The organism is Alkalimonas sp. (genome assembly GCF_020831925.1).
Taxonomy (GTDB): Bacteria; Pseudomonadota; Gammaproteobacteria; order Enterobacterales; family Alteromonadaceae; genus Alkalimonas.
The window spans coordinates 1-15,597 of the sequence record NZ_JAFIFQ010000019.1 but is presented as its reverse complement, the minus strand read 5'-3'; the positions used below and the strand labels follow the sequence as shown (position 1 = coordinate 15,597).

Sequence of the window (15,597 nt, the reverse complement as noted above, 5' to 3'; positions counted from 1 at the left end):
GCAACTAATCTGAAAATTAGGCTATAGTCATAGGTGGGCGCTATACTGATGCTTGCCACGCAAACAAGCCAGACAAAAATAAATATCGTGCTGTTTTTAAAGGACCATCTATGCAGCAAAGAAGTTTATCCAGAACCCTGCTGACCAAAGTATTATCTGTGTATTTTATTCTGACCTTTGTGGTCACGCTTGCTCAGATCGGTGCTGAATACTTCAATACCAAACGCTATATCAACAGTGAACTTGCTACCTTGCAACAAACCTTTTCCGGGAGCCTAACCCGTGCGATCTGGGAATTGAACACCCAGCAGGCCCTGGTGATTGCGGATGGTTTACTGGCTATTCCAGCGGTGGAAGGTATTATTGTGCGTGATGATAGCGGCACCGTCATCACCCAACTTGGTCGTCATGTTGACATCAGTCAGCGCCATGGCAGTGAGTTGGTCCGTGAGGGTATTCAACTCGCTGAGCAACAGTCCGGCCTTTTTGGTTATACCTTCCCGCTGATTTTTGAGTTTTCCGGCCGTGCTACCCAGGTTGGTGATGTCACCTTATTCTCAAGCCGCGCCATTGTAATTGATCGGATAAAAATTGGTATTTTCTTTCTGATCGGCAACGCCATGCTGAAAACCACCTTCTTAATCATTCTGTTTTTATTCGCATTTCGCCGTTACCTGACAGAACCGCTTGGTGAGTTAACTCAGCAAATTGAAGATCTGGAGCTGGACCATCTGGAAGGGACCCGTATCGAAGCAGGCCGGGCACAAAACAGCGTTGAGCTTGGCGTAATGACCACAGCCTTCAACCGGCTCATTCGTCGGGTTCAAGATTACAAAGCAGAACTCGAAAGCACCCAAAAAGAATTGTTGGTGAGCAATGAAAAGCTGGATCAACACAACTTGGTGCTGGAACAGGAGGTGGCGCGCAAAACCTCAGGCCTCAGCCAAGCCATGATGGATTTACAGCAGCAAAAGCAACAGCTTGAAGTAAAGCAGCAAAGTCTAAAAGAAGAAATCGAACGCCGTCGTCATATCGAGCATGCGCTGCGCAACAAGCAAACCGAGCTGGAAAATCTGGTCGATGATTTAAAGCAAACTCAAGACCGTCTGGTGCAGTCGGAGAAAATGGCCGCTCTTGGTGGACTTGTGGCAGGCATCACTCACGAAGTCAATACACCGGTCGGTATCGGCGTAACCGCTACCAGCTTTTTAGCCGAGAAAATTCAGACACTGCAAAAAGCCTATCAGGAAAAAACACTCTCACCAAAAAACCTGGAGCAATTTATTGCTGAAGCTAGTGAAACAACCAGTCTGCTTGAGTCTAATCTAAACAGAGCATCCGATCTGATCGCCAGTTTTAAACAAATCGCAGTCGATCAAACCAGCGAAGCTATCCGCACCATCCGGCTGGATACTTACATACAAGAAGTAATCCGCTCTTTGCATCCACACTTCAAGAAAACCAAGCATCAGGTGGATGTGAACTGCCCGGCAGATCTGAAGCTAACCTGCCCAGCGGGGGCTATTTCGCAAATCTTTACCAATTTGCTGATGAACTCACTGATCCATGGTTTTGAGGAGCAGGAACAAGGCCACATTCGTATCACGGTGCTGGAGGATGGCAACGACATTGATATCCGCTTCAGCGATGATGGCAAAGGACTCAATGCTGATCAGCTGGAGAAACTCTTCCATCCGTTTTTCACCACGAAACGCGAAGCGGGTGGCAGCGGCCTGGGAACTCATATCACCTACAATCTGGTCCGCCAAACGCTGAAAGGTAGTATTGAAGTAAGCAGCGAGCCAGGCAACGGTTTGCACTACCACATCCGCTTTCCAAAACAATTAGCCAGCTAACACCAACACAGAAACAGTCGCTGGCATTGTACCGGCGGCTGACCGCACGTTATACTGCCCGCTTTTCAGCACAACTGAGTGAGTTATGTGGTTTAAAAATAGTCGTGTCTATCAATTAAGTTCCCCATTGTCTGTTGACCTGGCTGCTCTGGAGCAGGCACTGGTTGAGTTTCGTTTTACTCCTTGCTCTGGTCAGCAACAAAGTAGCCAGGGATTTAGCTTTCCTTTTGAATCGGCACAGAGCTATTGCTACCAAAACCAACACTATCTGTTTTTTGCTATCAAACGACAGGAAAAGCTACTACCAGCAACGGTTGTGCAAGAAGAAATGCAGCCACGTCTTGAGGCGCTGGAAGCTGAAAAAGGCCGGGCGCTAAGCCGCAAAGAAAAAGACAGCATCAAAGAGGATGTCACTTTTGAATTGTTACCTCGAGCCTTTAGCAAAACCCAGCTGGTGCTAGCCTGCTATGACCAGAACAAACAGCGCATTATGATCAATACCAGCAGCAGTAGTCGGGCTGAAGATGTGCTGGCTTTGCTGCGTAAAGCCATGGGCTCTTTACCAGCACTGCCCTGGCTGGATCCATACCGTCTTAGCAATTGTCTGCAACTCTGGTTGCAGTCAGAGCAGTTACCCTCATCTTTTCAACTTGGTCACGAAGTAGAGCTTAAGGCGCCGGACGAAGAAGGTGCCAAAGTACGCTTTAGTAATCACTTGCTAACAACCGAAGAAGTACAGAGCCATCTTCAAGATAAGCAGGTGACCCGCCTGGAGCTGCAGCAGGAAGAAGGCTTGAGCCTGAAAGTGTGTGACGATGGCAGCCTGAAAAGTATTCGCTATCATGACAGCATCAGCAGTAAAAACGACGAGCTTGGCTGGGAAGATGCTGACGCCCGGCTGGCTGCAGATTCCCTATTGATGGCCTCAACCTTGAGCGCTGCACTTGAGCAGATCGCTCAGGCTGTGACCAAGGACGAATAAAACACAGTTCCCGACTCAGGCAAAAAGAGCCCGTACATCCTTATACACAGCGGCGATGGCAGGCTCTTGCATAAAGTCTGCATCAGGTAGCAGCCCAAGCTCAATGTAGCGGCTAAGTAAAGCTTGTTGTTGTTCCGGTTGGGGAAAGCTGCGCTGCGCTATGGTCGCGATTCGAACGAAGTCAGTATAATCCGGCTGCGCCGATACCTTGGGTTGCTGCCACTCAGCAATCACCCGCTGGTAGGTTTCCGAAAAGCCCCATGCTTTCATAATGGCCAAACCAATCTGTGGCGATAACTTCGCCATGGCGTGCCGCATAAAGCCGGGGTGACCAAAGACTTCCTGGTGCTTCTCTGCTTCCGTCAAAATGGGTAATAAACCGATATGGTGCAACAATGCTGCTAATGTCATTACATCCGGGCTTAATACGCATTTGTTTTGCAGTGAGCGATAGTAACTCAGACAGGCTACAGCTATGCTGGTGACCTGCACGGTATCCCGCCAGGCTTTGTCCATCATCTGCTGGATGTGCGCATTCTGACTTAAAAACAATTGTTCCATCGCCATCGCCGTAGCAATAGTCTTTATTTGGCTTAGACCAATGCGGGTAACCGCCTGATTTAAAGTACTTACCTTAATGGAGCGTCCCAGAAAGGCGCTATTCGCCACCCGGATCATCCGGGCAGTCAAGGCGGGGTCCATGCTGATGGTTTCTGCCATAACGGCAAGGCTAACTTCGGGATCATCGGCGGTTCGACGCACCCGTAACGCAATCTCCGGCAAGGTAGGCAATACCAGGCTATCGTTTCGTAACTTTTCAACCAGAATGGTAATAAGCGCATGTTCTGCAGACATCGGAAACCTCGTATTGGACGATTAAGCCAGTGACGGCCACTCAGGCAAACTCTGCTGCCATAGACGGATGCGCTCTAGCAACTCAGTCTGGTGATAGGGCTGCATCTTAACTACTCCCCAGATTGGTGCTGGCCAGGCTTTGTCAACTTTGAAGCGGGCAATATGATGAATGTGTAATTGTGACACCACATTACCAAGGGCAGCAATATTTAATTTATCCGGTCGAAAGTGCTGACGCAACCAGCAAGCCAGCTGCCAACTTTCCTGTTGGTACTGCAGGTAATCCTCGGGCGTTAAGTCAATCAACTCCAAAACACCCGCTCGTCTTGGGATCAGCAAGAACCAGGGGTACTGCTGATCATTGATCACGCGCAGCTGACACAAAGGCCAATCTGCGACAAAACAACTATCTTGCTGCAAGGGAGCAGCCAATTCAAAGGATGACAACTCAGGCATTGGTGAAATCCTCACTCACGATGTGCTGCATTTGTTGCACTAACTGCTGGCAAGACTGGTGTGCATGACGATGCGCTTGCTGCTCCAACTCATCGGCCAATTCAGTTAGATTGCTAAATCCCATGCTACCGGCACTGCCTTTTAAACTATGGGCTTCAAAAGCCAGCTTATCCCAGTCCTGCTTCATACAGGCTTGATGCAAGCCAGCAATTAATTCAGGCAACCTGCTGCGGAAGTTAGCCTGTAAGGCCAGCACGACAGGATCCTCAGCCAGTTTACGTTCAAACTCTTGGTAATCATGCCGACGGCCATCGCTACGATAGGATTGAATCAGTTTTAAAAATTGCTGCTGATCAATCGGCTTCGATAGCACCGACTGACAACCCGAGCGTTTATAACGCTCAATATCTTCGCTCATGACATTGGCTGTTACCGCGATAATTGGTGTCTGGATACCTGCATGGCGAATCAGCTCAGCAGCTTCCTCGCCTCCCATTTCAGGCATCTGCATATCCATAAAAATCAGATCGAAATCTTCATGAAGTGCCTGCTCAACCGCTTGATGACCATTTTCCACCATGACATAACTGGCATTCACCTGCCGCAGTAAAATACTAAGCAGCAACTGATTGTCCGGATTATCTTCTGCTACCAGGATATGCAGCGGGCATTGCTCATTCATCAGTGGAGCCGGTTGCGGCTGCTGAGGTGCCTGATACGACTGCACCAGCTCAACATTCATGCCACTGCAATCGAGCAGCACTTCAAAGTTACTGCCGACGCCTTTGACACTATCCACCCGGATATCACCACCCATTTGTTGAATGAGCTTTTTCGAAATACAAAGTCCAAGCCCGGTGCCACCAAAATGACGTGTGACGGTAGAGTCTGCCTGAACAAAAGGCTGGAACAAGCGGGATAGCTCAGCCGGAGCTATGCCAATGCCGGTGTCTTTTACCGATATTTTCAGCAATTGCGCCATCAAGTCGTATTCAACACGTATGATGACTTTACCTTGCTGTGTGAATTTGACAGCATTGCTGGTTAGATTTAACAGGACCTGTCGGAACCGCACTTCATCACTGATGATCACAGCCGGCAATGGGAAACGCAGTTGTAACTCACAATCCAGTCCCTTGGCTTTAGCTTGCGTCTGGCTTAGCTGATAGACATCATCGATAATCTCGAGGCAATGACAGGGTTCTTGTTGTAGCTCCAACTTGTCGGCTTCTATTTTTGATAAATCGAGAATATCGTTGATAAGATTCAGGAGATGCTGGCTGCTTTTGAGTACCCGCAACTGGTAATCTTTGATTCGCTCTAACTGTTGCTCCTGCACGCTTTGCTCACTAAAACCAATGATTGCAGTGAGAGGTGTACGAATTTCATGGCTCATATTGGCCAAAAACACACTTTTTAACCGACTGGCTTGTTCCGCCGTTTCCCGAGCGACAATCAACTCTTGGTTGGCTGCTGCCAAATCATCATTAGCACGCGCCAAGTCCTGGGTACGTTTGAGTACTTTTTCTTCCAATTGCTGCTTGTAAGCTCGCTCCCGCTCACGGTATACCCGCAATTGACGCACCATCACATTAAAAGCAGCAAACATATCGCCAAGCTCGTCCTGCTTTTGTACCGGCAGCAAGGTTGATAAATCCCCCCGGCCAACCGCTGTTTTCGCCTGAGTCAGTTTGCGGATTGGACTAAATACATGCCGGATCAACAGCCAATAGATACTAAATGGTAGCAACAGAATGACACAGAGTAGTAGACCTCCAATGACCCAGGACAGCTGCAAGGTATCAGCCATCAACTCGCTCTGGTTCAACCCCATCAGCAGTTGAAAACTGCCGGGTAACTCTGCACCTTTTAGCAGCATTGATTGGCCAAGCAGAGTGCCAGGGATCATATCTGATTGCTGCATACTTTGCTGAATAGTACGAAAATGGCTCGGTGCGAAAGTACTGCCAATCAACTGTGCACGATCCGTAAAGGCGATGGTTGCGGCCGGACTGATGATAAGAGAAATACTACCCGGTGTCAGTGACTGCTGCAAAATAGCACGTAGCTCATTAGGCTCCAGACTAAGAACCAGATAGCCCCATAACTGACGCGAGTCACCCACAGCAGATGAGCTGTTGTGGTACACCTTACGTGCCAGATACAAACGTTGTTCCGAGCTGTCAGGCTCGGTTGCAAAGAAGAAGCTTTCATCACGGATCATACTTTGCAAACGAGCCAAATGCCGTTGCCGAAAACGTAAAGGAGTGACATCGGCCTCTGAAGAGGGAGCAAACAGCTCGGTGGTACCATTAAGTTGCAATAACTTGATGCGGTACTCAGACCTGGCCTGGCGCTGCATAAAGTCTTGCCATTCCTGCACCAAGGATGACTGACCAGCACCATTGCTATTCAGGTAGCTGGCCAGGGTTTGGCTGGAAGACAACTCTTCCAGCTTCATACTCAACGTCATCAACTCGGTATGAATGGCTAGTTGTTGGCCATGCAGGAAATGACTGGCTTTTTGATTTGCTTGCTGCCAGTAGAAGGAGTAGCTGTACTTTATGGCAAGCACACCAAAAAAAATAGCCGGCAGCAACAACAAGGGAACCAGGTAAACCAGGAGTGTTTGTCGTAATCTCATTGCCGGATCATCTGCTGCCTAAGCCATAGTATTCATTCCACAGCATAACCAGCATTTGCTGGCAGAACAAGCTTTGTCCTGCCAGCAAATCAGCGAATGTAACAACCGGCTAGTCAGCTAAGGTTGCAGCCAACAATGCCAGCATAGGTGCTGCCGATGGTTTACCATGGATCCAGTCGCCGCCATCAACACCACTGCCTGCAATATCCAGATGCAGATAGGGTATGGGCTTGGCCTGATACTGGCCATGTGCGGCCAGGCCGGAAGCCTCCACCAGAAAAGCCATCGGGAACTGATGGCCACGAACCGTGACCGAAGAAGCCGCATTATTGCAACTGAGCACATCTTCGGCTGCGGATTTGGCTTGGATAAACTGGAAGTCCTCACGCCGGCTTCGGGATATTTCACAAGGGTCCCCCCAGAGATCACCAAACTGCTGGAGCTTAGCGGCCAATTGCAATGCTCTCGAAGGACCGTTTTCAACCAAAGCAGTATAGGGACCAACCGCGCGGGCCGCATGGCCGGTTAAGGTGGCAATGGAAAAAATCTGCGGAGTCACTTCATTCAGTGCCTGCTCTCGCAGATGTGACAATAAATCAGCCAGCACCAAACGCCCTTCAGCATCAGTGTTCCCTATCCTTACCCGCACACCGGCATGGCTGGTTAGCACTTCATCCGGCACAAAAGCATCGGATCCAATGCTGTTGCGTACCGCACCAATTTCCGCCACCACTTTCAAACCTTGCGGCTTTAAACCGGCTATCGCCAACATAAAGCCTGCCACAGCGGCGCCACCGCCTTTATCCCGGCTCATGCCCGCCATGCTGCCGCCAACTTTCAAATCAGCACCGCCGGTGTCATAAACCAGCCCCTTGCCGGCCAGCAACACTGTTTGCGCTACAGCCCCCTCAGGATTGTACGTTAAACGAATTACCGCCGGGTGATGACGTTTTACAGCCAGCGAGCTGCGGGCAACAGCCATCATCAAAGGGTAATCGCGTTGCAGTGTGGGCACATCAGTCACCACCTCTACCTGCACTGCACTACCGGCAAATGCCTCCTGACAGTAGGCGGCAAAATTCAGTGCACTCATCCGCTCGGGCTCGGTACCGGCCAAATCCCGCGCTAAACGTCTACCCGCTTCAATCGCCATCAGTTCTTTGGCCTGCTCTGGCGAGATCCCACACAAGCCAATGCTATGTAAAGGCTCAAGCTTCTCTTCACCTACCACTTCACGCCCTTCAAGTGGCTGCCATAACGCCTGACACATCGCCAGATAACTCACTGCAGCGGCTTGCTGATACAAAGGATCTTTTAGCGGCTCAACCCAAACCACAGGCGCTTTAGCTCCCATATCCTTAGCCAGACTTACAGCCTGTTTGGCGGCATCGGTAAAGCTGCGTACATCATCATAGTCTCTATCCAGGCTACCAACCGGAGCCAAAATCAAACGATGACCCGGCACTGCACTGCAATACATGCTGGTCAGCTGCTGACCGATGCGCTGATCCACCAGCTCAGCTGCATGAATGCTTTCCTTTAACGAAGCAAGCTCTGTGTGATTAAAGTCGCAAGCAAGAACGATAAGTGCATCAAATTGAGTTGCCTCAAGTGCTTGGTGCAGCGAATCAAAGGCATGAAGATGTGGATAAGACATAATGACTTCCATCTGGCTAAAAAAGTCATTATTTCGGAAAACAAAAAGCAGAACAAGCCAGCCATCACTTTAGCAGCAACGCTACTGGCAGTTCTGCTTTACGCAGAAACAGCTTTAGATAATTTTATTTTCCTGCCAGAACTGCTCTTTCTTCATTCTGGCCTGACGCTTTTCGCAAGGATTATCGCAGTCACAGGCTTTTTCAACGCCAATAGCACCCAAGCCACCACAGCTGCCACTAATGGTTTTGCGCTGTACCAGGTAGCCAACAGCCATCGCAACCACCACCAACAATAAAACTGCAAAAGTTAGTAAAAAGGTACTCATCATCGTGCAATGCCTCCCGTCTGGTTAAAGGGTTCAAAAGCCTCACTCACCAACTCAGTAAAGCCGTCATCGGTCTTCACAATCAGAATAGCGGCCAGGCCAATTCGATTGGCAAAAGCCAGTGCTTCATCAGCTTCCATGATTATCAAAGCCGTTGAATAACCATCAGCGACCATGCAAGACGCATGCAGTACCGTGCTGGATACAACCCGGCCTTGGATGGGACGGCCAGTACGCGGATCCAGGATATGGGAAAAACGAACCCCATCCTGTTCAAAGTAATTGCGGTAATCGCCGGAGGTTGCAATGGCTAAATCACCAGGCTCGATAATGCGTTGCACAGCACGACCATCCGAGTCCGGCTTTTCAATCGCAATGCGCCAAGGGCTGCCATCCGGCTTTGGCCCACGGGCGCGGATTTCGCCGCCAACCTCGACCAGATAGGCTGCAAACCCCTTGCTATCGAGCAAATCTGCTACCCGATCAACGCCAAAGCCTTTAGCAATGGTGGATAAATCTACCGAGACCCTTGGATCAGCCTTACTGAGCCAGAGCCCATCCAAGCTGAGCTTATCGATGCCGACATAAGGGAGTATAGCCTGATATTGCTCGCTGGTCGGTGCTTTTGTGATACGACCTTCGGCGCCAAAGCCCCAAAGCTCTACCAGGGGTCGAATGGTTACATCCAATAAACCACCGGTTTCCAAGCCAACCCGGATCGATTCTGCAATGACTTCAGCCGTGGGCTCGGACAGCAAAAATGGCTGGGTGCTATGCCAGCGATTAAAGCGCATCAGCTCCGAGTCCGGAATATAGGTCGACATCAACTGGTTCACCAGCTCAAGTTCGGCATCGATCTCAGCCTGCAATTGCACATAGTCAACCTCTTGCTCACCGGCAAAAACCGACACCACATAGTAGGTGCCCATGGTTTGACCATGCAAACGCTCGGGCGTGATGCGTTCCTCGGTCGGAACCGGGCTGCAAGAAACGAAAATGGCCAGCCCCAGAAGGGCCAGCCAGAGTTTGTAATGCACTTTCAACATAAGAAAGGATTAACCACCAAAGTCATCAAGCATGATGTTTTCGTCTTCAACACCCAAGTCTTTCAGCATGTTGATCACGGCTTTGTTCATCATCGGCGGACCACACATGTAGAATTCACAATCTTCTGGCGCTTTGTGATTCTTCAGGTAGTTCTCGTACAAGACGTTGTGGATAAAGCCAGTATAGCCTTCCCAGTTGTCTTCCGGTTGAGGATCCGACAAGGCCACATGCCACTCGAAGTTGTCATTCTCAGCCGCCAGCATATCGAAATCTTCCACATAGAACATTTCGCGGCTGGAACGGGCACCGTACCAGAACGACATCTTGCGCTTGGATTTCAGGCGACGCAGCTGGTCAAAGATGTGCGAGCGCATTGGCGCCATACCAGCACCACCACCGACGAACACCATCTCTGCTTCGGTCTCTTTGGCAAAGAACTCACCAAACGGGCCAGAAATCGTCACTTTGTCGCCTTCTTTCAAACCCCAGATAAAAGATGACATCTTACCGCAAGGCAGTGACAGGTTGTTTGGCGGCGGCGTCGCAATCCGCACGTTCAGCATAATAATGCCTTCTTCTTCCGGGTAGTTCGCCATGGAGTAAGCGCGGATGGTTTCATCATCCACTTTGGATTCCAGGCTGAAGAAGTTAAAACGCTCCCAATCACCACGGAATTTTTCCGGGATCTCGAAGTCTTTGTACTTCACATGGTGTGGTGGTGCTTCAATCTGGATGTAACCACCGGCACGGAACGGCACCGACTCGCCATCCGGTATACGTAGCACCAACTCTTTGATGAAGGTCGCCTTGTTGTCATTGGAGATGACTTCGCAATCCCACTTACGAATACCGAAGACTTCATCTTCGACTTCGATTTCCATGTCACCTTTTACAGCAACCTGACAGGATAGACGACAACCTTCACGGGCTTCTTTTTTGGTAATATGATCCAGCTCAGTCGGCAGAATTTCACCACCACCTGAGTGTACATGCACTGTACACTGGCCACAGGAACCACCACCACCACAGGCAGATGACAGGAAAATGCCTTTATCAGCCAACACACCCAGCAATTTGCTGCCTGGTTTGGTTTTGATGGCTTTTTCCGGATCGCCATTGATCAGGATGGTCACTTCACCGCTGGCAACCAGTTTGGATTTCGCGGCTAGAATGATGAATACTAGGGCCACTACGACCAGAGTAAACATCACTACGCCAAGAATAATCTCTTGCATCGTGTTTTCCTTCTACTGCTTACAATGAAACGCCGGAGAACGACATAAAGCCAAGACCCATCAAACCTACAATCAGGAAAGTGGAACCCAGACCACGCATGCCGTGAGGCATATCAGCGTACTTCAGTTTTTCGCGCACAGCGGCTAGCAAAGTAATCGCCAGCGCCCAGCCAACACCACTGCCCAGACCAAAAACCACGCTTTCAGTAAAGTTGTAATCCCGCTCCACCATGAAGGCTACGCCACCAAAGATAGCGCAGTTCACTGTGATTAACGGCAGGAAAATCCCCAACGCGTTGTACAGTGCCGGGAAAAACTTATCCAACGTCATTTCCAGGATTTGTACCATGGCTGCAATCACCCCAATGTAGGTGATAAAACCAAGGAAGCTGAGGTCCGCATCCGGGAAGCCGGCCCATTCCAACGCACCTGGTGCCAGCAAGTTGTGGTACACCACGTTGTTGATTGGCACAGCCAAGCCCAACACCACGATAACCGCAACACCAAGACCGAAAGCGGTGGTGACTTTCTTGGACACAGCCAGGAAAGTACACATGCCAAGGAAAAACGCCAGCGCCAGGTTTTCAATAAAGACGGCGCGGACAAATAAACCTAAATAATGTTCTAAACCCACTTGTCAGCTCCTTATGCCTGCTCAACCTGCTCTGGACGGAAGGTCCGCAGCACCCAAATAAAGAAGGCGATGATGATGAAAGCACTCGGTGCCAGCAACAACATACCCATCGGCTGGTACCAACCACCTTCACTGACCAGTGGCAAAATTTCAACACCGAATACCGAACCAGCACCACCGAGTTCACGGATGAATGCCACCACCAACAACACCAGGCTGTAACCCATAGCATTGCCAAGGCCGTCCAGGAAGCTCATACCCGGCGAACTTTTCATCGCATAGGCTTCAGCGCGTCCCATTACAATACAGTTGGTAATAATCAAGCCAACAAATACCGACAGCTCTTTGGAAACTTCATAGGCAAAGGCTTTCAGGATTTGGTCGACAATAATTACCAGGGACGCAATGATGGTCATCTGCACAATGATCCGCACGCTGGATGGAATGTGGTTGCGGATTATGGAGATAAACAGGTTAGACAGCGTCAGTACAAAGGTCAGTGCAAAGCACATCACCAAAGCTGTTGCCATCTGCGTGGTTACTGCCAACGCAGAACAAACGCCCAGCACTTGCAGAGCAATGGGGTTGTTCGCAAAGACAGGTCCAAACAGGACGGTTTTAATTTCTTTTGCACTAGCCATTATTCAGGACTCCTTGATGAACCTTGCTCAGGAAAGGACCAAAGCCTTTCTCCCCCATCCAGAAGGTAAAGGTATTCTGCACGCCGTTGGCGGTCAGAGTAGCACCAGATAAGCCATCGATTTCATGGTTCGGATCAGAAGCATTACCAGGACGTACGATAGTCAGAGCCAGATTACCCTGGTCATCGAACAGTTTTTTCCCGTCAAACTGACCAATCCAACGCGGGTTTTCAATTTCGCCACCCAAACCTGGCGTTTCACCCTGCTCGTAGTAGTTCATACCGATAATCGTGTTGCCATCCGTTTCCAATGCGATAAAAGCATGCATGGTGGACCATAGGCCGTAGCCATGAATTGGCAACACGATGGATTTCAGCTCACCAGCCTCATCACGCACCATATAAACCGGTGCATAATGCGGAGCACGACGAATGGAAGCCACATCCTGCTGCTTGCTAAGCTGAGTACTTAACTCAGGATCACGCCAGGAAGCCCGGTAATCAAACTGCATCGGATCTTTATCGGTAAACTCACCCGTAGTCAGATTAATAATGCGCTCTTCGACAAGTTTGTCGAATAACTCACGTACCTGAGCAGCCGATGCAGCACCATCCAACACTCGGGCACTACGCAAAATATTGGTCTGCGCATCCAACAGCATATTGGCTTGCTGCAAAGGACGCAGTTGCACTGCCGCTGTGGAAACCACAAAGGCACAAACCAGACACAGGGAAATGACAACGATCAGTGTTTTACTGATGGTATCGTTTTTACTAGACATTGCGTGCCAGCCTCCGTTTGATATTGGCCTGAGCCACGAAGAAATCGAATAATGGCGCGAACAGATTCGCAAACAGGATCGCCAGCATCATGCCTTCCGGATAGGCCGGGTTCACCACACGAATCATCACCACCATAAAGCCAATCAGAATACCGTAAGCCCATTTCCCCTCGTTGGTAAATGACGCTGAAACCGGGTCTGTCGCCATAAAGAACATACCGATGGCAAAACCGCCGATCACTAAGTGCCAGTGCCAAGGCATAGCAAACAAGTGATTGGTGTCTGAGCCAATGGCGTTGAACAATAAGGCGGTTAGTACCATACCCACCATCACACCCAGCACAATGCGCCAGGAGGCAATGCGGAAATAAATCAGAGCCAGACCACCAATCAACAACGCCAGGGTCGATGTTTCACCAACCGAGCCAGGGATAAAACCAAGGAAGGAGTCCCACCACAGCTGCATGTTACTGTAATCCAGGGTCGCGTTTTGGCCTTGGCTTAACAGGGTTGCACCTGAGTACCCATCCGCAACAGTCCAGACAGCATCACCTGAGATTTCTGCCGGGTAAGCAAAGAACAGGAAAGCACGACCAGCCAGCGCCGGGTTCAGGAAGTTACGACCGGTACCACCGAACACTTCTTTGGCAACGACCACACCGAAGGTAATACCCAAGGCAGCTTGCCACAATGGAATGGTAGCAGGCAGAATCAGCGCAAACAGGATTGAGGTTACGAAGAAGCCTTCATTCACTTCGTGCTTACGCACCGAAGCAAACAACACTTCCCAGAAGCCACCTACTATAAAAACAGTGGCGTAAATTGGCAGGAACCAGCAGGCACCATAGAGCATTTTCATGCCCCAGCCAGAGCTCTCTGTCAGATTACCGCCCAGTAAGTGGAAGACGGCAACCTGCCAGGTATCCGGCGTACCAAAACCTTCAGCCAACGCGGCAACAGCTTGATGCCCGACATTGAACATACCGAAGAACAAAGCAGGAAACAGTGCCAGCCACACAAAGATCATAATTCGTTTTAGATCAATACTGTCGCGAACGTGAGTCTTGTTTTTGGTGACATAGCCTGGCGTGTAAAGGACAGTAGCAATGGCCTCGTACAGCGCATACCACTTTTCGTATTTGCCGCCTTTCTCAAACTGCGGTTCAATGCGTTCTAAATAATGCTTTAAACTCATGATTAGCCTTCCTTCTGGATCGTCGTCAGGCAGCTACGCAGAATGGAGCCGTAATCGTACTTGCCTGGGCACACAAAGGTACACAGAGCCAAGTCTTCTTCGTCCAGTTCAAGGCAGCCAAGTGCCTGGGCGCTGTCGGTATCACCGGAGCACAGATCACGCAACAACAAAGTGGGCAAAATGTCCAGTGGCATGATCCGCTCGTAATTTCCGATCGGTACCATGGCACGGGCAGAGCCGTTGGTGGTAGTGGTCAGATTGAACAACTTTTTCGGATTCAGGTGCCCTAAATACGCGCGGGTAACGGAAAACTTCTCACTACCTGGAGCAATCCAGCCTAAAAAGTGTTTGTCACTGCCGTCAGCTAACACCGACACCTGAGTGTGAAAACGGCCCAAATAACCATGCACGCCATGCGCCGTAGTACCAGCCAGTACCGAACCTGAAATGATACGGTGCTCACCATCGGCAAGTTCACCTGCGGTCAGCTCCTCAACAGAAGCGCCCAGTACCGTTTTCAGCAAACGTGGCGATTTCACTACAGGACCGGCCAATGAAATAACGCGCTCAACCGGCAATTCACCACTGGTAAATAGCTGACCTATCGCAATCACATCTTGATAACCAATGTGCCAAACCACTTTTTGCAGTGAAGCACCTTCAAGGAAGTGAATGTGCGTACCCGGCAAACCAGCAGGATGTGGCCCGGCAAATTCAGCAACCTCAACCCCGGTAACAGACGTCACATCGGCGCCTGCTTTTTTGCACAGGTAGACCTTGCCGTCGGTCAGGTGCCGCAACACCGTCAGACCATGCTGGAAGGCACTAGACTTCGCCTTGATCACCAACGCCGGATCAGCAGCCAGCGGATGGGTATCGATTGCAGTGACAAAGATAGCTTTGGCGGTACTGTCAATCGCAGGCGTCTGGCTAAATGGCCGGGTGCGCAGCGCCACCCATAAACCGGAGTCGACCAGGTTTTTACGAACCTGTTCTGAGCTCAGGCTTACCAGCTGCTCTGGGCTGTATTTCTCGAACTGCACAGCATCATTGCCTTGCACTTCAATCACTACAGATTGCAATACCCGTTTAGCACCACGGTTGATTTCAACCACCTTGCCAGCTGCTGGGGCAGTAAAAACAACACCAGGGGTTTTCTTGTCTTCAAACAAGCCCTGACCTTTTTTTACTGTATCGCCAACTTCGACCAACATGGTCGGACGCATACCATTAAACTCTTCGCCGAGTACGGCGACGCGCTTGATAGCAGGCCCGTCGGTTATCTCT

At 50.1% G+C, this 15,597-nt stretch carries 14 protein-coding genes; 2 read left to right on the top strand and 12 right to left on the bottom strand.

Features of this window, described 5'->3' with window-relative positions; genetic code table 11:
* Positions 1-110: 110 nt before the first annotated feature.
* The gene (locus JJU14_RS07800) at positions 111-1,856 is read left to right on the top strand and encodes an ATP-binding protein (RefSeq protein WP_228612276.1); all 1,746 of its coding nucleotides are present in this window, start codon (positions 111-113) and stop codon (positions 1,854-1,856) included.
* A gap of 85 nt (positions 1,857-1,941) precedes the next feature.
* Positions 1,942-2,838 (top strand): recombination-associated protein RdgC, encoded by an 897-nt coding sequence (locus JJU14_RS07795; protein WP_228612274.1) that lies wholly within the window; start codon positions 1,942-1,944, stop codon positions 2,836-2,838.
* Between the two features lie 15 nt (positions 2,839-2,853).
* Here JJU14_RS07795 and JJU14_RS07790 read toward each other — a convergent pair whose 3' ends face one another.
* From JJU14_RS07790 to JJU14_RS07735, 12 genes are all read right to left on the bottom strand, one after another.
* Entirely contained in the window at positions 2,854-3,693 is an 840-nt protein-coding gene (locus tag JJU14_RS07790) for an HDOD domain-containing protein (RefSeq protein WP_228612272.1), read from the bottom strand.
* Positions 3,694-3,714: 21 nt separating this feature from the next.
* Positions 3,715-4,149 (bottom strand): HIT domain-containing protein, encoded by a 435-nt coding sequence (locus JJU14_RS07785; RefSeq protein WP_228612270.1) that lies wholly within the window; start codon positions 4,147-4,149, stop codon positions 3,715-3,717.
* Positions 4,142-6,793: an ATP-binding protein gene (locus tag JJU14_RS07780; RefSeq protein ID WP_228612268.1), complete on the bottom strand. Its 2,652-nt coding sequence runs from the start codon at positions 6,791-6,793 to the stop codon at positions 4,142-4,144. Before JJU14_RS07780 ends, JJU14_RS07785 begins: the two co-directional genes overlap by 8 nt.
* Positions 6,794-6,902: 109 nt before the next feature.
* Positions 6,903-8,450, bottom strand: a complete 1,548-nt coding sequence (locus tag JJU14_RS07775; RefSeq protein WP_228612266.1) for a leucyl aminopeptidase family protein — start codon at positions 8,448-8,450, stop codon at positions 6,903-6,905.
* A gap of 114 nt (positions 8,451-8,564) precedes the next feature.
* Positions 8,565-8,777: a (Na+)-NQR maturation NqrM gene (gene nqrM / locus JJU14_RS07770; protein ID WP_091338071.1), complete on the bottom strand. Its 213-nt coding sequence runs from the start codon at positions 8,775-8,777 to the stop codon at positions 8,565-8,567.
* Positions 8,777-9,823, bottom strand: coding sequence for an FAD:protein FMN transferase (locus tag JJU14_RS07765; RefSeq protein WP_228612264.1), 1,047 nt, complete (start codon positions 9,821-9,823; stop codon positions 8,777-8,779). Before JJU14_RS07765 ends, nqrM begins: the two co-directional genes overlap by 1 nt.
* A gap of 9 nt (positions 9,824-9,832) precedes the next feature.
* Positions 9,833-11,059 (bottom strand): NADH:ubiquinone reductase (Na(+)-transporting) subunit F, encoded by a 1,227-nt coding sequence (gene nqrF, locus JJU14_RS07760; RefSeq protein ID WP_228612262.1) that lies wholly within the window; start codon positions 11,057-11,059, stop codon positions 9,833-9,835.
* Positions 11,060-11,078: 19 nt separating this feature from the next.
* Positions 11,079-11,693, bottom strand: coding sequence for an NADH:ubiquinone reductase (Na(+)-transporting) subunit E (gene nqrE / locus JJU14_RS07755; RefSeq protein WP_228612260.1), 615 nt, complete (start codon positions 11,691-11,693; stop codon positions 11,079-11,081).
* Between the two features lie 11 nt (positions 11,694-11,704).
* Positions 11,705-12,334 (bottom strand): NADH:ubiquinone reductase (Na(+)-transporting) subunit D, encoded by a 630-nt coding sequence (locus JJU14_RS07750; RefSeq protein WP_228612258.1) that lies wholly within the window; start codon positions 12,332-12,334, stop codon positions 11,705-11,707.
* Positions 12,327-13,115, bottom strand: a complete 789-nt coding sequence (locus JJU14_RS07745) for a Na(+)-translocating NADH-quinone reductase subunit C (RefSeq protein WP_228612256.1) — start codon at positions 13,113-13,115, stop codon at positions 12,327-12,329. Before JJU14_RS07745 ends, JJU14_RS07750 begins: the two co-directional genes overlap by 8 nt.
* A complete protein-coding gene (locus tag JJU14_RS07740) occupies positions 13,108-14,310 on the bottom strand; it encodes an NADH:ubiquinone reductase (Na(+)-transporting) subunit B (protein WP_228612254.1) in 1,203 nt (400 codons plus the stop codon). Before JJU14_RS07740 ends, JJU14_RS07745 begins: the two co-directional genes overlap by 8 nt.
* A gap of 2 nt (positions 14,311-14,312) precedes the next feature.
* The coding region (locus JJU14_RS07735; RefSeq protein ID WP_228612252.1) for a Na(+)-translocating NADH-quinone reductase subunit A at positions 14,313-15,597 on the bottom strand (1,285 nt) is incomplete at its 5' end.